General features: G+C 72.3%; 17 protein-coding genes. 7 read left to right on the plus strand and 10 right to left on the minus strand.

Annotated elements, in window-relative coordinates; all coding sequences use genetic code 11:
• Positions 1–131 precede the first annotated feature (131 nt).
• A complete protein-coding gene (locus tag SRB17_RS30165) occupies positions 132–506 on the minus strand; it encodes an STAS domain-containing protein (protein WP_323376442.1) in 375 nt (124 codons plus the stop codon).
• 342 nt (positions 507–848) lie between these two features.
• Between SRB17_RS30165 and SRB17_RS30170 the strand changes: the two genes are divergently transcribed.
• Positions 849–1,418 carry a sigma-70 family RNA polymerase sigma factor gene (locus SRB17_RS30170; RefSeq protein WP_153543305.1) on the plus strand — a complete coding sequence of 190 codons (570 nt, stop codon included), beginning with the start codon at positions 849–851 and terminating at the stop codon, positions 1,416–1,418.
• Complete coding sequence (locus SRB17_RS30175) at positions 1,415–2,833, plus strand: MDMPI N domain containing protein (protein ID WP_323376443.1); 1,419 nt, start codon at positions 1,415–1,417, stop codon at positions 2,831–2,833. Before SRB17_RS30170 ends, SRB17_RS30175 begins: the two co-directional genes overlap by 4 nt.
• 49 nt (positions 2,834–2,882) lie before the next feature.
• On the opposite strand, the gene purU is transcribed toward SRB17_RS30175, so the two are convergent.
• Positions 2,883–3,764 (minus strand): formyltetrahydrofolate deformylase, encoded by an 882-nt coding sequence (purU, locus tag SRB17_RS30180; protein ID WP_153543306.1) that lies wholly within the window; start codon positions 3,762–3,764, stop codon positions 2,883–2,885.
• 156 nt (positions 3,765–3,920) lie between these two features.
• On the minus strand, positions 3,921–4,421 hold the full coding sequence (locus SRB17_RS30185) for an SCO4402 family protein (RefSeq protein ID WP_153543307.1): 501 nt from the start codon (positions 4,419–4,421) through the stop codon (positions 3,921–3,923).
• 117 nt (positions 4,422–4,538) lie between these two features.
• On the opposite strand from SRB17_RS30185, the gene SRB17_RS30190 reads away from it, so the two are divergent.
• A complete protein-coding gene (locus SRB17_RS30190; protein ID WP_153543546.1) occupies positions 4,539–5,864 on the plus strand; it encodes an ABC transporter substrate-binding protein in 1,326 nt (441 codons plus the stop codon).
• Between the two features lie 60 nt (positions 5,865–5,924).
• On the opposite strand, the gene SRB17_RS30195 is transcribed toward SRB17_RS30190, so the two are convergent.
• Entirely contained in the window at positions 5,925–7,541 is a 1,617-nt protein-coding gene (locus SRB17_RS30195) for a hypothetical protein (protein ID WP_323376444.1), read from the minus strand.
• Positions 7,542–7,738: 197 nt separating this feature from the next.
• Positions 7,739–9,124, minus strand: coding sequence for a transcriptional regulator (locus SRB17_RS30200; protein WP_153543308.1), 1,386 nt, complete (start codon positions 9,122–9,124; stop codon positions 7,739–7,741).
• A gap of 289 nt (positions 9,125–9,413) precedes the next feature.
• On the opposite strand from SRB17_RS30200, the gene SRB17_RS30205 reads away from it, so the two are divergent.
• The 3 genes from SRB17_RS30205 to SRB17_RS30215 all read left to right on the plus strand — a co-directional run bounded on the left by SRB17_RS30205 (position 9,414) and on the right by SRB17_RS30215 (position 12,573).
• Positions 9,414–10,079 (plus strand): bifunctional DNA primase/polymerase, encoded by a 666-nt coding sequence (locus tag SRB17_RS30205; RefSeq protein ID WP_323376445.1) that lies wholly within the window; start codon positions 9,414–9,416, stop codon positions 10,077–10,079.
• A gap of 134 nt (positions 10,080–10,213) precedes the next feature.
• Positions 10,214–10,990 carry an ABC transporter ATP-binding protein gene (locus SRB17_RS30210; protein ID WP_153543309.1) on the plus strand — a complete coding sequence of 259 codons (777 nt, stop codon included), beginning with the start codon at positions 10,214–10,216 and terminating at the stop codon, positions 10,988–10,990.
• Positions 10,987–12,573 carry a transporter gene (locus tag SRB17_RS30215; protein ID WP_153543310.1) on the plus strand — a complete coding sequence of 529 codons (1,587 nt, stop codon included), beginning with the start codon at positions 10,987–10,989 and terminating at the stop codon, positions 12,571–12,573. Before SRB17_RS30210 ends, SRB17_RS30215 begins: the two co-directional genes overlap by 4 nt.
• A gap of 94 nt (positions 12,574–12,667) precedes the next feature.
• Here the strand turns inward: SRB17_RS30215 and SRB17_RS30220 are convergent, their stop codons facing one another.
• Both SRB17_RS30220 and SRB17_RS30225 read right to left on the minus strand, forming a co-directional pair.
• Complete coding sequence (locus SRB17_RS30220) at positions 12,668–13,546, minus strand: alpha/beta fold hydrolase (protein WP_153543549.1); 879 nt, start codon at positions 13,544–13,546, stop codon at positions 12,668–12,670.
• Positions 13,547–13,878: 332 nt separating this feature from the next.
• Positions 13,879–14,571 carry a metal-dependent transcriptional regulator gene (locus SRB17_RS30225; RefSeq protein WP_020940714.1) on the minus strand — a complete coding sequence of 231 codons (693 nt, stop codon included), beginning with the start codon at positions 14,569–14,571 and terminating at the stop codon, positions 13,879–13,881.
• A gap of 291 nt (positions 14,572–14,862) precedes the next feature.
• Here SRB17_RS30225 and SRB17_RS30230 point away from each other — a divergent pair, with 291 nt between their 5' ends.
• On the plus strand, positions 14,863–15,618 hold the full coding sequence (locus tag SRB17_RS30230) for an SIS domain-containing protein (protein ID WP_153543311.1): 756 nt from the start codon (positions 14,863–14,865) through the stop codon (positions 15,616–15,618).
• 34 nt (positions 15,619–15,652) lie between these two features.
• Here SRB17_RS30230 and SRB17_RS30235 read toward each other — a convergent pair whose 3' ends face one another.
• The 3 genes from SRB17_RS30235 to pdxH all read right to left on the minus strand — a co-directional run bounded on the left by SRB17_RS30235 (position 15,653) and on the right by pdxH (position 18,613).
• A complete protein-coding gene (locus SRB17_RS30235; protein ID WP_323376446.1) occupies positions 15,653–17,053 on the minus strand; it encodes a PAS domain-containing protein in 1,401 nt (466 codons plus the stop codon).
• A 112-nt stretch (positions 17,054–17,165) separates the two neighbouring features.
• Positions 17,166–17,612, minus strand: coding sequence for a GNAT family N-acetyltransferase (locus SRB17_RS30240; RefSeq protein WP_153543312.1), 447 nt, complete (start codon positions 17,610–17,612; stop codon positions 17,166–17,168).
• A gap of 314 nt (positions 17,613–17,926) precedes the next feature.
• A complete protein-coding gene (pdxH, locus tag SRB17_RS30245) occupies positions 17,927–18,613 on the minus strand; it encodes a pyridoxamine 5'-phosphate oxidase (RefSeq protein WP_323376447.1) in 687 nt (228 codons plus the stop codon).
• Positions 18,614–18,667: the final 54 nt, after the last annotated feature.

Genomic DNA, 18,667 nt, shown 5'->3' on the forward strand with positions numbered 1-18,667 from the left:
GGACCTGGCAGGGAGCGTATGACGCGGGCGGCCGTCTGATGGCGGAAATCCGGTGGTTGTGCCAAGACCGGGGGAATTTTGCGACAACAGTGTGGCCGTGTCGCAAAGTCCGGCGTGGCGCGGGCGGCGCCTCAGGCCGAGAGGGGGCCCGCCTCGTCCGTCGTCGCGGACTCGACGTCGGGCCGGACGTCGAAGAGCCGGCGGACACCGAGCGCGCCGAGGACCCGGTTGACGTGCGAGCCGTCGTCGGCCCCCCGGTCGGGCAGGATCAGCCGGAGCCGGCCCTGGCAGGAGCGGATCAGCCTGCGGGCGGCGACGAGGACGCCGACCCCGCTGGAGTCGCAGAAGAAGACGTCGGACAGATCCACGACGAGGCTGTGGTGACCCTCGGCGACGACGTCGTGCACACGTTGACGCAATATCGGCGAGGTCATCAGGTCCAGTTCCCCGGACACCCGGAGCACGGCCCACTCGCCCTGTTCGACGCCGGTCACGTTGAATGCCACGTCCCTGCCCCTCCGCTCGCCGGAACTCCCGGAACCGCCCGGAAACGGAAGCAGTTCCTACGCTTGCTTCCGCGCGGCTGCCCAGCGGCCATCCCCTGAAACGTCGAACCACAAACCAGACGTGATCGACAAGGGGGTTGTTTCGGTCACTACCGATCCGGTTTGATCATAGATGCACACAGCTTGTGTGAGGGTTATGTGAAGAGGGCACTATCACCTGCAGCCCTTCCGGGGGCGCGCATTGACACAAAGGGGCGTGCGCTGTCGGACGTGCCGACTACATTCGAGAAGACGGTGCAGACAGGCTGGACGAGCCGGACACGGGTGAGGGGAGGGGACCACATGGCCGCGAAGGACGTACCGCCCCGCTGGGATCGCAAGATGCAGCAGCGCCTCGCCCGCGGTGAGGCGGCCGCCCTCGGCGAGCTGTACGACCGCTTCGCCTCGCTCGTGCACGGCCTCGCCCACCGCGTCCTCGGCGACGAGAAGGCCGCCGACACCCTCACCCGTGAGGTCTTCGCCCACCTCTGGGAACACCCCGAGACCTACGACCCCAAGAAGGGCCCGCTGCGCACCTGGGTCGCCGACGTGACCAACCGGTTCGCGGTGCAGCGGCTGCGCGACAGCGAGGCCGCCGCCCTGCCGCGGGGCGGCAACTCCCTGACGGCACTGGAACGCAAGGTGCGCCGCGCCTCGGTCGCCGCCCGCGCCGACTACATCGTCCACTCCATGCCCGCCCCGCTGCGCGCCGCCCTCGACCTGGCCTACTTCCAGCGCCGCGACTACCGCCAGACCGCCACCGACCTCGGCGTCACCGAGGACGAGGCCCGCCGCCGGCTCCGCCTCGGCCTGCAGTTGCTCTCCACCGCCCATGACGCCGGGACGCCGCCGGAACACGGGGGTGCGGTGTGAGCGGAGCGGAGGGGTTCGAGGCACACGACGAGCACAGCGCACATGGCGAGCACGGGGGGCCGGGAGACGAGGAGCGGCGCGAGGGCCGGCCGTACGAGGGCGACGGCGGCCGGGGTGATAACGGTCACACCGGCGAGGGCGCCGGCGGCGGCTCGGGGCAGGACCCCCGTGATACCGGCGGGCCCGACCCGGACCGGCCGGCGCGCATACCGACGCCCCGCGCCTCCGTCGAGGACAGCGGGCGTCCGCTGCCCGGCCTCGCCGACCTGGGGGACCTCACGCCCGTGCCGCTCGACCTGCCGCACGACGTCCTGAAATCGCTCCTCGGCGCCTGGGCGCTGGCCGCCTGCTCGGCGGCGGAGACGGCGACCGTCGAGGACCACCTCGGCTCCTGCGGCAGCTGCGCCGACGAGGCCCGCCGGCTGCGCGAGGCGGTCGGCCTGCTGCACCAGCCGGAGAGCCTCGACCTGGACCCGGCCCTGCGCGCCCGCGTCCTGGCGAGCTGCCTGGAACGCCGGCCGCCGCGCATCCCGGTGCCCGAGTGGGCGGCGCCGTACGACGCCGAGACCGCCCGCCTGGACGCCCTGCTGCAGGACTTCGGGGACGCGGAGTGGCATGCGCCGGTGCGGCTGCGGTGGTTCGAGGCCGACACGGCGCGGAGCCGTCGTACGACGGTGGCCGGTGTGATCGCGCACCTGCTGTCCGTGGACGGGCTGATCGCGCTCGGGCTCGGCCTGGAGGACCCGCTGACCGAGATCCTCGGCGCGGCCGCGCAGCACGCGGTGGGCCCGGCCGAGCGCACCGAGGCCTTCTGGCAGACCACCCACTTCCCGCCGACCCGCTCGGTGCGGGGGCCCTGGCGGGAGCAGAGCCACGGCCTGGTGCGGACGGTGTCCTTCACCGGCGGGCACGCGGGCGGACTGGCGGTGTCGTACGGCGACTTCGAGCTGCCGCTGCACGACGCGATGCTGGACCGGGCCTTCGAGTGCTGGGTGCACGCCGAGGACATCGCGGACGCGGTGGACTACCCGTACCAGCCGCCCCCGCCGCGCCACCTGAACCGGATGATCGATCTCGCGGCCCGGATGCTTCCCGCCGCGCTGGCGGAACGCCGGCAGGCAGGGTTGGCCTCGCCCAGCCGGGGACGGCACCTCGGGCTCGCCGGCGAGCCCGGCCGCAGCCTGCGGCTGGAGATCGAGGGCGCGGCGGGCGGCGAGTGGCTGATCCCGCTGGACTCACCGGCGGCGGTGGGCTCCGCGGACCTCGAGGTGGCCCATGTGGCGCTGGACGGCGTGGAGTTCTGCCGGTTGGCCGCCGGCCGCATTCCTCCGGAGGACGCGGCGGTGGGGCAGGTCGGCGACCGGGAGGCGATCAGGGATGTCCTGTTCGCCACGGCGGGGTTGAGCCGACTGTAGGGGCGGGTTCCGGTCTCGCGGCCGCCGGACCACAACGCGCTCCGAGTCGCTAAGCGAACACCACGGTCCGTCGGCCATTCAGCAGGATGCGGCGCTCCGCATGCCACTTCACCGCCCGCGCCAGCGCCTGGCACTCCACGTCCCGGCCGAGGGCCACCAGCTGATCCGGGGTCACGTCGTGCCCCACCCGCTCGACCTCCTGCTCGATGATCGGCCCCTCGTCCAGGTCGGCGGTCACGTAGTGCGCGGTCGCCCCGATGAGCTTGACACCCCGGGCGTGCGCCTGGTGATACGGCTTCGCGCCCTTGAAGCTCGGCAGGAAGGAGTGGTGGATGTTGATGATCCGGCCGCTGAGCTGCTTGCACAGGTCGTCCGAGATGACCTGCATGTAGCGGGCGAGGACGACCAGCTCGACGCCCTCCTCGCGCACGATGTCCAGCAGCTTCGCCTCGGCCTGCGACTTCGTGTCCTTCGTGACCGGAATGTGGTGAAAGGGAATGTTGTAGGAGCCCACCAGCTCTTCGAACTCGGTGTGGTTCGAGACCACGCCCACGATCTCCACCGGCAGCGCGCCGATCCGGGCGCGGAACAGCAGGTCGTTCAGGCAGTGCCCGAACTTGCTGACCATGAGCAGGATCCGCATCCTCTCGTCGGCCCGGTTGATCTGCCAGTCCATGTGGAAGGAGTCACCGATCGCCGCGAAGCTCGCCCGCAGCTTCTCCACCGTCACCGGCGACTCGGCCGAGAAGTGGACGCGCATGAAGAACAGACCCGTGTCGTGGTCGCCGAACTGCTGGCTGTCCTCGATGTTGCAGCCGGTCATGAAGAGGTAGCTCGACACGGCGTGCACGATGCCCTGCTTGTCCGGGCAGGAGAGGGTGAGGACGTACTGGTCGGCCGGGGCGGCGGCGGCCGCGGACTGCTCGCTCATGCACTACAGGTTCTCACGTCGGCCGCCCGCCGTGGGTGATCGTCCCGCAGGGCGGGACGGCGGGAGGGCAGTCCGGGACGGCAGCGCGGGGGCCACGGCGGCACGACCGGGCGGGAGGCACGGCGGCAGACCGGGCGGGACGAGCGGGCGGTGCGTCTACGCCGTCCGCGTCATGATGCGCAGCACTTCCAGGCTCTTCGGCGGCGCGTCCGGGTCCTCCTCGTCACTCGCCGCCATCCGGACATGCGCGTCCCGCGCCGCCCGCACCGCCTCCGGCCACCCCTCGTGTTCGAGGTACGCGGCGACCGGCGCGTCCGGGCCGACCTGGTGCATGATCCGCAGCACCCGCAGCACGGCGGTGTCCACGAGGGCCGCCTCCTGCGAGTCCCGGAATATCGTGCCGACGTACTTCTCCGCGGACCAGTTGTCCAGCCAGGTGTCCTCCACCAGCCGGTAGACGGCGTCCGTGACGTCGCCGTACCCGTCCACGCCGGCCAGCCAGACGTCCCGCTGGAACAGGGGGTCGGAGAGCATGTGCAGCGCCGAGCGCACATTGCTGCGCCAGCGCCACCACGGCATGTCGCTTAGGGGCATGCCGCCCATGGTGGAGGAGCGACGGCCGCGACGGGAAGAGTTCTCCGAACCTTGCACGGTCATCGATCGTACGTTCCTCGTCACACCAGTCTCACCGACCCCTGCAATTCACCTCGGTGTCACCTTTCATTGACCCAGGGTCACTCACCGGTTAGTCGTGTGAGGGAATCGTGCGTGCACATGACCGGCAGGCGACGCACCGTTAGTACCTTCCTCCATCCCTCACTCCGCCCCGGCAGAGCCACCGCCCTGACCGCGGGCGCCGTGGCCCTCTGTGCGTCGCTCACCGCCGGATGCGGGGTCATCCCCGGTGCCACGGGGGGCTCCGGGGATGATCCGATCAAGGTCATGACGTGGGCGCCGCAGGACACCGACGCCACCAACAAGCCCGGCATGCCCGCGATGGCCCTCGCCTACGCGAAGTGGATCAACGGGCACGGCGGCATCAACGGCCGCAAGCTGAAGATCCTGACCTGCAACGACCACAACGACAGCGTGGGCGCCGCCAAGTGCGCCCGGTACGCGGCCGACGAGAACGTGGTCGCGGTCGTCGGCTCCTACAGCCAGTTCACCGACTCCTACTCCGCCCCGCTGGAAGGCGCCGGCATCCCCTACATCGGCGGTTACGGCGTCACCAACGACGAGTTCACCGGCCAGATGTCCTACCCGGTCAACGGCGGCCAGCCCGCCCTGCTCGCCGGCCTCGGCAAGGCTCTCGCGGCCTCCTGCGGCGACATCTCCCTGGTCCGCCCCGACAGCATCGCCGGCGACGAACTGCCCGTGCTGCTCGACTCCGGGCTGCAGGCCGGCAGGCACGCCAAGGCCGGCGACCAGCTCGCCGAGGAGGACGCCACCGAATACGGCGACCAGGCCGACCGGGCGCTGCGGAACGCCACCAAGGACCCGCTCAGGAAGGGCTGCGTGGTCCCCGCGCTCGGCGACCGCACCGACACCTTCATGGACTCCTTCCGGCGGGAGCGCGGGAGCTTCCCCACGGTACGGCTCGCGACCGTGCTCGGCAGCGTCGACCAGACCGTGATCAACGCCACCGGCGGTGCGGACGGGCCGTACGAGGGGGCGTACATCACCGGCTGGTACCCCCCGGCCTCGGACGCGCGGTGGGACCCGATGAAGAAGGTGATCAACGAGGAGGCCTTCGGCGACAACCGCATCGACCCCGCGGACGCCGGAGTGCAGACCACCTGGATCGCCTACACCGTGCTGAAGGCCGTCCTGGACAAGATCGGCGACGGGGACGTGACCTCCGACTCCGTGCGCCGCACCCTCGACGACGGCCTGCGGGTCTCCACCGGCGGGCTCACCCCGACCCTGCGGTGGACCCGCTCGAGCACGCTCGCCGCGGTCGGCTTCCCGCGGATGGTCAACGCCGACGTCACCCTGCAGGTGGTCCAGGACGGCCGGCTGGTCGCCGCACGCAAGGGCGTCGGCGGACTCGACGGCACCACCGACATGACGCGGACGCTGGAGAACGCCGACGTGCAGTGACGCCCGCCGGCGCGTCCCTCACAGCCGGGTGTTCACACCCGGCTGCTCACAGCGGGGTGCTCACAGCTGGACCGGCTGGCGCTGGGTCAGGCCGTACTTCTGTGCGATCGCGTTCCACAGCGCCGCCGCCTTCACCTTCTGCGCGCTGGCGGTGCCGCTCGCCCGGTTGCCGGCCTGCGTCTCGCCCGTGACGCGGGCGTGGCCCTTGCGGCAGACCTTGTGGTTCTTGGCCTGACCGGCCCAGGCCGCGTAGTGGTTGTCGGCCGCGGCGGACGCCTGCCAGGCCTGGGTCAGCGCGGTGGTGAGCGCGCCGTTGTTCGGCAGCTTGTCGACGGACAGCTTGCCGAGCCGGGTGACCAGGTCGCCGCGCTGCCTGGCGGCGGCACGCAGATCGGAGGCCGCCCCGTCGAGGTTGTCGCAGTTCTTGACGTCGGCCACCGCCCTGATCACCGAGGCGCGGCTGCTGCCGCTGTCGGCGAGCAGCTTGTCCAGCTCGACCGCCTGCTGCCGGGCCGGATCGGCGGCCGGTCCGGAGCTCTGGCCGGGGGCCGGGGACGTGGCCGCGACCGGCTTGCCGTCGGCGCCCTGGTCCTTGCCGCCGCCGCTGAGCAGCGCGCCGACGCCCACACCGATGACGACGATGCCGACGCCGATCGCGGCGATCAGCGGCACGCGCGACCGGCCGCGCGGCCGGTCGTCGTCGTGTGCGGGGGCGTACGACGGCGACGGCTGCTGCGCACCGTACGCCGGGCCCGGGTAGGCGGCAGGCTGCTGGACACGCGGCATCTGCTGGGTGGCCCCGGCCGGGCCGTCACCGCCCGCCGGACCGCCCCGGAAGAGGTGGTCGAACCCGTCCGACGGCTGCCGCTCCCCACCCTGTGCCTGCGCGGCGTACGGCGGGATGAACTGGGTGGCCTCCGCGTCGGGCGACGCGGGCGCGGGCGTCTGCTGCGGGACGCGGCCGAGGTAGCGCGTCTCCTCGCCGCCGCCCGCCTCGGGGGGCAGCGCGCCGGGCGCCACCGGCGGGATGTACTGGGTCGCGCCCTCGTCGGCGGGGACGGCCGGCACCGGCGGCAGGTACTGCGTGGCACCCTCGGGGACGGCCGCCGTCCGCACCGGCGGAATGTACTGGGTCGCACCCTCGTCCGCCGCGGGCAGCGGGGCACCGGCGGCCTGGTAGGGGTCCGGAAGGGCCGGCGGAAGCGGCGCGGCGGCGCCGCCCGACGGCTGCGCATACGGCTGCTGGTGCTGCTGGTGGGGCTGCGGCAGGGACTGCTGCTGGTACGGATCGTGTGCCGCGCCGTACCCGGGCTGCTGGCCGGCGCCGTAGCCACCGCCCGGCGCGCCGGAGTGGTCGTACGACGGTATCTGGCCGTACTCCGGCGCGGGGGCGCCCTCCGGGGGCAGCGGGCCGGGACTCGCGGCGGGCGGGTACTGGTTCGGGGCGTCCTGGGTGTGCCACTGCTGCGCCGCCGCCGGGGGCCAGCCCTGGCCGGGCTGGGACGGATGCTGCTCGGGCCCCCAGGAGCCGCCCCAGGCCTGCCCGCCGGCCGGCGCGGCCGGGGCGGGCGCTCCGGTCATGCCGGGCAGCAAGGGCTCGCCTCCGTCGGAGGGCAGCACGATGCCTTCGCGCGCCGTCCGCGCCGAGGGCTCCTCGCCCTGTCCACTCTGCGTCACCGGGACTCCTACTAATGGGGGACCTTGTGAATCGGGCTCACGCTACCGGGTCCCCGGAGCCGGGTGCTATGCAGCTCAGGGCGCGATCTTCTTTCCTGTGACAGCGGTAACAGCACCGCCCCGCGCGACGCCGCCCTGACACCCGCACGGATCCGGGTGCCGTTCGCCGTGCGTTCACGCCGCCGCGGGGCCGGTGTTCACGCGGCCTGCTGGAGATCGAGGCGCGCCCCGAACTCCCGTACCACCGCCTCCTCCCGGAACGGTTCCAGGCGCTGCTGGAGATCCTCCAGGTATTCGGCGCCCCGGTTGGAGCGGAGCGTCTCCAGCAGCTCCACCGCCTTCAGGCCGGTGCTGCAGGCCTGTTCGACCTCCCGCTGCTGCACCTGGGCCGTGGCGAGCAGCACATAGCCGATGGCGCGCCGCCGGGCCCGGGACTCCGGGTGCCCCGCGAGCGACTGCTCGGCGTACCGGGCCGCCTGCTCGGACTGGCCGAGATCGCGGTGGCAGTGCGCCAACTCGTCGGCGAGGTACGCCTCGTCGAAGTGCCGGATCCACACCGGGTCGTCGCCGGAGGAGTCGTCCGCCTGCTCCATCGCCGTCACCGCCCGTCCGATGGACGCCTGCGCCGCGCGCCCGTCGCCGAGCAGGGCGTGCCCGCGCGCCTCGGCCGCGTGGAACATCGTCTCCACGCGCGGGGTCACCCGCCCGCGCGCCCCCTCCTGCGCCGCCCGCGCCAACTGGGCGATCTCCCGCGGGTTTCCGAGCTGGGCGGCGAGATGGCTCATGGAGGCGGCGAGGACGTAGCCGCCGTATCCACGGTCCCCGGCGGCCTGCGCGAGCCGCAGCGACTGGATGTAGTACCGCTGGGCCAGCCCCGGTTGGCCGGTGTCCACCGCCATGTACCCGGCGAGCTCGGTCAACCGGGCGACGGATGCGAACAGCTCCCGCCCGACCGTCTCCCGGTACGAGCCGGCGAGCAGCCCGGAGACGACGCTGTTGAGGTAGTGCACGACGACCGGCCGCACATGCCCGCTGCCGAACTGGTGGTCCAGGTCGGTCAGCGCCTGCGTCATGGACCGTACGGCCGCCACGTCGGCCTGCCCCACCCGGGGGCCCGCCTGCCGGGCCACCTGGGCGTCCGGTGCCGAGATCAGCCAGTCGCGGCTGGGCTCGACCAGCGCGGAGGCGGCGACGGAGGAGCCGGACAGGAAGTCCCGCCGGCCCACGTCGCTGCGCCACAGCTCGCAGACCTGCTCGATGGCCCCCAGTACCGTCGGCGAGAACTGGAGACCCACCCCCGAGGCGAGGTTCTTGCCGTTGGCCATGCCGATCTCGTCGATCGTGACCGTACGGCCGAGCTTGCGGCCGATCGCCTCCGCGATGATCGCCGGGGCGCGGCCCCGTGGCTGCTGTCCGCGCAGCCAGCGGGCCACGGACGTCTTGTCGTAGCGCAGGTCGAGGCCGTGCTCGGCGCCGCACATGTTGACCCGCCGGGCCAGCCCGGCGTTCGAGCACCCCGCTTCCTGGATGAGCGCCTGCAGCCGTTCGTTCGGCTGCCTCGCCACGAGAGGCCTTGCGGCCATGGACTACCCCCTGCGGTGCGAGCCCCCGGAGCGTGAAGTTCCGGCCGAGTGATCGGTGGTGATCCGTACGGGAAGATCACTGCCCAGTTGACATACCGTCAATGCGCGACATGTGCGGTTTGCCGGGGTAAAGGTGCTTGCCACCCCACCCCTGGCTACCCAGGTCACGCCCCACTTCCTCCCGCGCGCCCCCACCCGTGCACCCATGCGCCCCGACTGCCGAATCGATGCTCCACCCCCGCGCGCACTGCAGCCGTAACTCCAGGTGGGCGCGGGAGTTGAGAGGGGCGTGGAAGAGACGATCGCGGGCGCCGAGAACACTCAGATTGCCGGTCAGATTCCGAAGCAACGCGGGGAATCGCTGCTGGAGACCGCCGTACGCTACGCCGAGGAACGGCACTGGGACGTGTTCCCGGGCACCTGGCTGGAAGCGGTCGACGGAACGCAGCGCTGCTCGTGCGGCGAGGCCTCCTGCCCTGCGCCGGGTGCGCACCCCGCGCGCCCCGACTGGGCGACGCAGGCGACCGGCAGCGCGACCGTCGCACGCCGGATGTGGCACAAGCAGCCGACGGCTTCGATTCTGCTGCCGACGGGGCGGACGTTCGACGCGTTGTCCGTCCCGGAGAGTGCGGGGTTTCTGGCGCTCGCCCGGATGGAGCGGATGGAGCTGACGCTGGGGCCGGTCACGCTGAGTCCGGATCGGCGGATGCACTTCTTCGTGCTGCCGGGAGGTGCCGCGAAGGTGCCGGAGCTGGTGCGCAAGCTCGGGTGGTCGCTTTCGTCGCTGGATCTGGTGGCGCTGGGTGAGGGAGCGTATGTGGCCGCTCCTCCGACGCGGTTCGGGTCGCGTGGTGCTGTGCAGTGGGCCTGTCGGCCGACCCCGGCGAATCGGTGGTTGCCGGACGCGGAGGAGTTGATCTCGCCGCTCGCGTACGCGTGCGGGCGGGACCGGTAGCCGTCTCGTCCGCGTGGTTCCTCGTGCGTCGGCGGCCACGGACTCGTTGTGGTTGTCGCGCCCACGCGGCGGAGCCGCGTATCAGGCACAGTCCCGCGCCCTTGTGGGCGCTGCCACCGCCGTAACCTTCATGCATGACGGAAGCTGCGGTACGCGTGCGTGGGCTCTGGAAGCAGTTCGGGCAGCAAGTGGCTGTCGGCGGGATCGATCTCGATCTGCCCGCCGGGAAGTTCATCGGGCTGGTCGGGCCGAACGGAGCCGGGAAGACGACGACTCTCTCCATGGTGACCGGACTGCTGCGGCCCGACGGCGGGACCGTCGAGGTCGTCGGTCATGACGTGTGGCGGGATCCCGTGGCCGTCAAGGCGAGGATCGGCGTCCTTCCCGAAGGGCTGCGGCTGTTCGAGCGGCTGTCGGGGCGGGAGCTGCTCGGGTACTCGGGGCGGCTGCGCGGACTGCCGGGGGACGAGGTCGACAAGCGGGCCACGCAGCTGCTGGACGTCCTCGACCTGGCCGGCGCCCAGCACAAGCTCGTCGTCGACTACTCGACCGGCATGCGCAAGAAGATCGGGCTCGCCGCCGCGCTCCTGCACAATCCCGAGGTGCTCTTCCTGGACGAGCCGTTCGAGGGCGTCGACCCGGTGTCCGCCCAGACCATCCGGGGCGTCCTGGAGCGGTACACCGCCTCCGGTGCCACCGTCGTCTTCTCCTCGCACGTCATGGAGCTGGTCGAGTCGCTGTGCGACTGGGTCGCGGTGATGGCGGCCGGGCGGATCCGCGCGACCGGCCCGCTCTCCGAGGTGCGCGGGATGCATCCGACGCTCCAGGGTGCGTTCCTGGAGCTGGTCGGGGCGACCGGCCGGGACGTCGGGTCCGATCTGGACTGGCTGGGCGGCGGGGCGGCCCGATGACGAACCTCACCTCCACCGTCGTACGGCTGAAACTGTCACTGCTGCGGGGCGGGCTGCGGCAGTCCGGGGGCCGACGGGCCGCGTTCGTCGTGTCGGCGGTCATCGCGGTCCTGTTCGCCCTGCTGCAACTGCTGGGGCTGCTCGCCCTGCACGGGCGCGCGCACGCCGACGCCGTCGCCGTACCGGGTACGGCCGTGCTGGCGCTGGGCTGGGCCGTGCTGCCGCTGTTCTTCCCGACCGGCGACGAGACCCTGGACCCGACCCGGCTGGTGATGCTCCCGCTGCGTCCCCGCCCGCTGGTCCGGGCGCTGCTCGCGGCCTCCCTGGTGGGCATCGGCCCGCTGTTCACGCTGCTGGTGCTGGCGGGCTGCGCGCTGTCGCTGGCCCGGGGCGCGGCCGGGTACGTCGTCGCCGTCGTCGCCGTCGCCCTCGCCCTGCTGGTCTGCGTGGCGCTGGCGCGGGCCGTCGCCACGGCCAACGTACGGCTGCTGACCAGCAGGAAGGGCCGCGATCTGGCCGTACTGAGCGGGCTGGTCATCGCGGTCGGGGCGCAGCTGGTCAACTTCGGGGCGCGGCAGCTGGGTTCGGCCGGGCTCGGCCAGTTGCAGCCCGCCGCCGACGTGCTGTCCTGGGTGCCGCCGGCGTCGGCGGTGGGGGCGGTACGCGCGGCGAGCGAGGGGTCGTACGGCATCGCAGCCGCCCAACTCGCCGTCACAGCGGCCGGGTTGGCGGCACTGATCGCGCTCTGGGCGCGGAGCCTGACCCGGCTGATGACCGCGCCCGACGCCTCCACGCTGCAGCCGGTCGACGCCGCGGTCCGCAGCCGGTCGGCCACCGGACTCGGGCGGCTGCTTCCGCAGGGCCGCACGGGTACGGTCATGGAACGCAGCCTGCGCTACATCTGGCGGGACCCGAAGACCAAGGCCGCCTGGGTGTCCTCGCTGGCCATCGGGCTGATCGTGCCGGTGTTCAACGCGGTGCAGGGCACCGGGTCGCTCTACTTCGCCTGCTTCGCCGCCGGGATGCTCGGCATCCAGATGTACAACCAGTTCGGGCAGGACACCTCCGCGTTCTGGATGGTGGCCATGGCCATCTCCTCGCCCCGGGACGCCTACGCCGAGCTGCGCGGCCGCGCCCTGGCGCTGCTGCTGATCACCCTGCCGTACGCGGCGCTCGTGACGGTGGTGACGACGGCCCTGCTGGGCGCCTGGTCCCGGCTGCCGGAGGTGCTGGGGCTGTCCTACGCCCTGCTCGGGGCGATGCTCGCGACCGGCTCCTGGACCTCGGCCCGCTTCCCCTACTCCATCCCCCAGGAGGGCCACAAGAACGTCGTCCCCGGCCAGGCGGGCCTCGCCTGGATCTCCATCTTCGGCGGCATGATCGCAGCGGCCCTGCTCTGCTCCCCCGTCATCGCCCTCACCATCTGGCTCCACGTGAGCGCGGACGGGGCGGACTGGAGGTGGCTGCTCCTGCCGGTGGGAGCGGCGTACGGCGCAGGGCTGACCTTCACGGGCCTGCGCCTGGCAGCTCCGAGAACGGCGGCACGGCTGCCGGAGATCCTCACGGCTGTCAGCAAGGGCTGAGGAGACTCACCCAAGGGGCGCGGGGAACTGCGCGAGAACCACCCACCGGGCCGCACCCGCCAACGAGACACCGACCCGGCAGGCTCCCACGCGCTCAGTTCCCGAGCACCCGATCAAGAAACGGCCCCACAGCCTCCCGCCAAGCCGACGGCAGTTCATAGTGCGCAAGGTGCCCGGCGTCAGAAACCTCCGCGTACTCCCCGGCCGGCAGCACCCGCACCATCTCCTGCGCCTCCGCCCGCCCCAGCTCCCCGTCCACCCCACGCACCACCAGCGCCGGGCACCGCACCTGGGCCAGCTCCTCCCAGTGCGCGTCGTACACCCAGGTCTCACGGGACCGGAGCATCTGCTCCGGCTCGAACACGGGCCGCCAGCCGTCGGGGTCCTCGTGCATCACCTCGGCGTAGAACTCGCCACGCGCCGGATTCGGCCGCTCCACCCAGGGATCGTCCGCACCGAACCACTTGCGTACGTCCGCCAGCGTGGCGAAGGGAACGGGCCAGGCCCGGAACCAGTCCGCCCACTCCTGCTGCGAGGCGGCACCCAGGGCGGAGGCCCGCATGTCGCAGATGATCAGGCCCCGGACCAGATCGGGGCGCTTCGCGGCGAGCTGCCAGGCGGTCAGCGCGCCCATGGCGTGGCCGATCAGGAGCGCGGGGGCGAGGCCGAGCTGTTCGAGGGCGGCCTCGGCGTCCTCGACGTAGTCCTCGCGGGTGTAGGCGGCCTGTGGGGGCTTCTCGCTCTGGCCGTGACCGCGCTGGTCGAGGGCGACGGCACGGTGGCGTGCGGCGAGCCAGCGGGCGGTCGAGGCCCAATGGGAGGCACGGCCCATCAGGCCGTGAAGTAACAGCACGCCCACCTGATCCTTCGCCGGGTCGTCCGCCGGATCGAGTCCCGTCTTGGGAGGGTCGGCGAACTCCCAGGCGGCCAGGCGCACCCCACCCGCTCCCGTCACGTCGATACGCCGTGCCATCGGCCTGGTACCCCCCAGCTCCGCCTGCCTCGTACCGGTGTACTGCCGTACTCGCTCGTACTCGCTGCTGTCGCTGTCGTACTCGTCCTGTCGCCGCAGAACAGCCAATCTATCGAATGTCCATTCGAAAAATCCGTCTCCGCGGACAACACCCCTCATTCGAGTGACACCCCTGAAGGAATGATCGCCGCCACCGAGGGGATCTCTTCTGGCGGGAGGCGGACCGCTCGGGGAAAAACGGTCCGAGGGGGTTGACCCTGAGAGCTCGGGGCTCCGGGTCAGCACAGGGGAGGACAGGCCCCGGCGCCACCAGGCGCCGGGGCCCTCTCCTGCTAGCGCTTGGCGACGAACACGTGCGAGGCGACGTCCGCCTCCAGCTCGGCCGCCTCGCCGCCGCTGCCCACCAGGACACCGCCGGCCGACTCGGTCACACTCACCACGGAGCCGGGCTGCACACCCGCGCGCCGCAGCGTGTACATCAGCTGCGCGTCCGTCTGGATCGGCTCGCCGATCCGGCGGACGACCACCGTCTTGCCGTCCGTGCCCGCGTCCAGGTCGGCCAGCGAGACCATGCCCTCGTCCAGGAACGGGTCGGCGCCGTCCTTCTCGCCCAGCTCCTCCAGCCCCGGGATCGGGTTGCCGTACGGCGACTCGGTCGGGTGCCGCAGCAGCTCCAGCACGCGCCGCTCGACGGCTTCGCTCATCACGTGCTCCCAGCGGCAGGCCTCCGCGTGCACCTGCTCCCACTCCAGGCCGATCACATCGACGAGGAGACACTCGGCCAGCCGGTGCTTGCGCATCACACGCGTGGCGAGCCTTCGGCCCTCGTCGGTCAGCTCCAGATGCCGGTCGCTGGCGACGGAGACGAGCCCGTCACGCTCCATGCGCGCCACCGTCTGGCTCACCGTCGGCCCACTCTGGTCGAGCCGCTCCGCGATGCGGGCGCGCATGGGGACGACGCCTTCCTCTTCGAGCTCGAGGATGGTGCGGAGATACATCTCCGTGGTGTCGATCAGTCCGGACATACGTGCCCCTCGATTACCTCTGCCGGCAGCTCGGCGCGTGCGCTGGCCCTGGCATCAATTCTGCCGGATCCGACTGACAAGCGGGGGCCTCCGGCGGAACGGGCCGGTACGGGTGACCACCGTGGGGGTCCAGGTCCGTTGCCGAGTGCGGGCCCGACGGGCCGGTCGTGCGGTTCCCCGCGCCCCTGAGGAGCTGCGGCGCCGTCGGCTTCCGGGCACCCTCCGTATTGACACCGCACTGGTCCAGACCGCACGGTGATCCGCGACACAGACGCTGCGAAGGGGCACCGCATGAGCGACGGCACGCCTGCCGACCTGTTCTTCGACGCCGCGATCGGCCTGCTGCAACGGGTCCGTGCGGAGGAGGCCGAGTCGATCGCCGAGGCCGGGACCCTGCTCGCCGACACCGTGGCCGCCGGCGGCCGACTGTTCGCCTTCGGCGCCGGGCACTCCTCCCTGGCCGCTCAGGACGTCGTCTACCGCGCCGGCGGTCTCGCCCTGATGAACCTGCTCGCCGTCCCCGGCGTCGTCGGGGTCGACGTCACCCCGGCCACCCTCGGCTCCGCCCTCGAACGCGTCGACGGCCTCGCGAGCGCCGTCCTCGACACCTCACCGCTCCGGTCCGGCGACGCCCTGGTGATCATCTCCCTCTCCGGCCGCAACGCCCTGCCCGTGGAGATGGCCCGCAGCGCCCGCGCCCTCGGTGTGAAGGTCATCGGCGTCACCTCGGTCGCCTACGCCGAGCAGACCACGTCCCGGCACTCCTCCGGCACCTTCCTGAAGGACCACTGCGACATCGTCCTGGACTCGAAGATCGCCGTCGGCGACGCGGAACTCACCCTCGACACCATCCCGGCGCCCTTCGCCCCCGCCTCCACGGTCGTCACCACCGCCCTGATGCAGGCCGTCATGGCGACCACCGCCGCCGCTCTCGCCGACCGCGGCATCGAACCCCCGCTGCTGCGCTCCGGCAACGTCGACGGCGGCCACGAGTGGAACGGCCGTGTGATGCGGGAGTACGGCGACCGGATCTTCTACCGGCACTGAGACCGTCGGCGAGCTACCCGGGGCCACCGGCGGGCTACCGGGGAGCCTGCTCCTCCCGTACCGCGTCCGCCAGGTCCAGCGCCGCCGCGATGCGGACCGCCACGTCCTCCGCGTAGACCGTGTCGGACCGCTCGAAGCGGCTGCGGCCGGAGCCGCGCAGGAAGGTGACCACGCCCAGCGTCCGCCCCCGGCTGCGCAGCACCGCGCACAGGGCGTGCACCGCGTCACCGGGCCACTGCCGGGCCAGCGCCCACTCCCGCGCCCGCTGCGGCGGAACCGACCCGGCGTCCGCGCGCACGACCCCGGCCCGCGCCACGCAGCTGAGCGCCGGATGCCCCGGCTCGTAGCGCACGGGCAGCCCGGCCGCACCGGTGAGCAGACTCGGTCCCGGCGCCCCGGCGGGTGTCGCGGCGAGCCGTACCAGCCGTACGTCGCCCTCCTCCTCGCCCTCCCGTGCGGACCGCACCTTCCGGTCGATCAGCGCGTGGTCGGCGAAGCCGGCGAGGGCGAAGTCCAGGTGGACGGTGGCCGCCTCGGCCGGGTTCTCGCACTCGGCCGCGGCACGCGCGGCCCGGTGCAGCTGGTTGGTGCGAAAGCGCAGCAGGGCCGCCTCCTGCTCACCCTGCTTGGCCTCGGTGACGTCCTGGAACAGCCAGCCCACGCCGAGCGGCACCGGTTCCTCCGCGAGCGGCGAGGCCAGCCGCACGAACCCGCTGCGCCAGCAGCGCCGCTTCTCGCCCTCCCGGGTACGCACGGTCACCCACATCTCGGCGGGCGCGGGCGGCGCACCCTCGGCCAGCACATGGGTGAGCGCGGCCTCCAGCTCCTCCACGCCCTGCGCGAGCAGCTCGCCGAGCGGCCTCCCCAGCGCTGACGTCCGCCCGATCCCGAGGGCACGGGCCGCGTGCGCGTTGACGACGGCGGGCCGCAGATCGGCGTCGATGAGGACGACCCCCCAGGCCGCGTCCTCGAACAGTGCCTCGCTGAGCGCGATCGACCGCTCCAGATCGATCTGCGCGTGCACCTCACTGAACGCGCAGTACACCCCCGCCGGCTTCCCGTCGGGCCCGCGCACGGCTGCGGACTGGGTCCGTACGAGCACCCGCCCGCCGTCCTTCGTGACCAGCGCGAACTCGTTCACCTGCCGTCCGGGGGCGTGCATCGCCGACATCAGCCGGGCCTGCACCTCCTCGGCGTCGGCGCTGCGCACCGCCCAGCCGGCGAACCCGTGCCGCCCGACCGCCTCGGCGGCCGTCCAGCCGAGGATCCGCTCGGCCTCCCGGTTCCAGTGCGTGACGACCCCCTCGGCGTCGAAGGCGCACAGGGCCGCGTCCATGCCGTCGAGCAGTGCGGCGAGCAGATCGGATCCGCCTGACTCACCGGGCTCGTCCGGCCCCAGCTCATCGGTGGTCCCACTCCGCCGGGAAGCACTCACCTGGACCCCCTGGAGGCTGCGTCGGCGCGCATACGACGCGCGGTTCGCTCACTGCCCTCATTCAACTGGAACGTGACCCACCCCACACCCTGTTCCCGCAACTTCCCGAGAATCAATCCCCGCTCCACCGAAGGTCCACCCACTCGTCGCGCTCCCCGTCGAGCACATACCGCTCGATCTCCACAAAACCCCTCCGCCGAGCGAATCGCAGCCCGTCCTCGTTCACCGCCAGCACACACGTCTCGATCACGGTCGCGCCCAGCACGCGCGCGTGGGCGAGCCCGTCGTCGTACAGGGCCGTCCCGAACCCGCGGCCCCGGAACTCGGGCAGCACGCGCGCGATGACGGTCGCCGCGTTCCCCTCCCCCGTCGGCGGACGGACCGTGGAACAGCCGACGAGCACCTCCCCGACGTAGGCGTTGCGCAGCCGGTACCGCTCCCGCCGTTCCCGGGCGTCCTCCGGGGACATGGCGGCGGGCGGCACGATCGTGTTGTGGACGTGCCGCCACTGTTCGAGCATGGTGTCGCCCTCGACAGTGATGATCTTCAGTTGGGTCATGCGCGGGAACGTATCGAAGACGTCCGGGGGAACGTGCCGAAAAACAGTTGAGCGTCTTCCGCCGGCTTCCTAAGGTGTCGAGTACACGAGAAGGGAGGTGGTTCGGCAGATGTATGAGAACCGGACGCGTGAGGTGGCTGCGGGCTAGCGGTCCGCCACCACATCCAGTGCGGTGCCGGACCAGCACGTGACAGACGCGTGCAGCCGGCCCCAATCCCAAGCAGTCACCCGACCCGCGGGCTGCCGGTACGTCCGGCCGGCTCCTCCTCGAGGAACCCAGCCCGCGGGTCGTCTGCGTCTGCGGGCCCGTGCTCTCAGGGGGCGAGGCGCTCGGCCTTCCAGGTGCCGTCCGGCTGGGCGACGTACCGCAGGCGGTCGTGGAGGCGGTTCACCCGGCCCTGCCAGAACTCCACCGTCTCCGGGGTGACGCGGAAGCCGCCCCAGTGCGGGGGGATGGGGACCTGTTCGTCCTCGGGGTAGCGGGCCTGGAGTTCGGCGTAGGCGGTGTCCAGTTCGGCGCGGGAGGCGATCACCGAGGACTGGGCGCTGGCCCAGGCTCCGAGCTGGGAGCCGTGCGGGCGGGTGCGGAAGTAGGCGGCGGTCTCGTCGCGGCCGGTGCGGTGGGCGGTGCCGGTGACGATGACCTGGCGGGCCAGCGGGTGCCAGGGGAAGAGCAGGGAGATGTGCGGGTTCTCCGCCAGGTCCCGGGCCTTGCGGGAGCTGTAGTTGGTGAAGAAGACGAAGCCCTCGGTGTCGAACTGCTTCATCAGGACCGTGCGCGAGCTGGGGCGGCCCGCCGCGTCCGCCGTGGAGACGACCATCGCGTTGGGCTCGTAGATGGTGCCGTGCAGCGCCGCCCGGGCGGCGTCCTCGAACCAGCGGGCGAACTGGTCCATGGGATGCGCGGCGAGGTCCTGTTCGGCGAGGCCCTCCGCCCGGTACTGCTTGCGCATGGCTGCGGGGTCGAGGACGGGGTCCAGGAGCGGGTCGCGGTCGGTCACGCGGTCATCTTGCCGTATCGAACGCCACTGGCACTCAGTGTCGTACGGACTCCC

The organism is Streptomyces sp. RB17 (assembly GCF_009604455.1).
Taxonomy (GTDB): domain Bacteria; phylum Actinomycetota; class Actinomycetes; order Streptomycetales; family Streptomycetaceae; genus Streptomyces.

Excerpts from the sequence above, each read along its gene's own strand:
- SRB17_RS30200 (WP_153543308.1), bottom strand. The coding sequence starts at position 9,124 with ATGGCCGCAAGGCCTCTCGTGGCGAGGCAGCCGAACGAACGGCTGCAG.
- SRB17_RS30220 (WP_153543549.1), bottom strand. The coding sequence starts at position 13,546 with ATGGCACGGCGTATCGACGTGACGGGAGCGGGTGGGGTGCGCCTGGCC.
- purU (WP_153543306.1), bottom strand. The coding sequence starts at position 3,764 with ATGAGCGAGCAGTCCGCGGCCGCCGCCGCCCCGGCCGACCAGTACGTC.
- SRB17_RS30215 (WP_153543310.1), top strand. The coding sequence starts at position 10,987 with ATGACGAACCTCACCTCCACCGTCGTACGGCTGAAACTGTCACTGCTG.
- SRB17_RS30185 (WP_153543307.1), bottom strand. The coding sequence starts at position 4,421 with ATGACCGTGCAAGGTTCGGAGAACTCTTCCCGTCGCGGCCGTCGCTCC.
- SRB17_RS30230 (WP_153543311.1), top strand. The coding sequence starts at position 14,863 with ATGAGCGACGGCACGCCTGCCGACCTGTTCTTCGACGCCGCGATCGGC.
- SRB17_RS30170 (WP_153543305.1), top strand. The coding sequence starts at position 849 with ATGGCCGCGAAGGACGTACCGCCCCGCTGGGATCGCAAGATGCAGCAG.
- SRB17_RS30210 (WP_153543309.1), top strand. The coding sequence starts at position 10,214 with ATGACGGAAGCTGCGGTACGCGTGCGTGGGCTCTGGAAGCAGTTCGGG.
- SRB17_RS30190 (WP_153543546.1), top strand. The coding sequence starts at position 4,539 with ATGACCGGCAGGCGACGCACCGTTAGTACCTTCCTCCATCCCTCACTC.
- SRB17_RS30225 (WP_020940714.1), bottom strand. The coding sequence starts at position 14,571 with ATGTCCGGACTGATCGACACCACGGAGATGTATCTCCGCACCATCCTC.
- SRB17_RS30240 (WP_153543312.1), bottom strand. The coding sequence starts at position 17,612 with ATGACCCAACTGAAGATCATCACTGTCGAGGGCGACACCATGCTCGAA.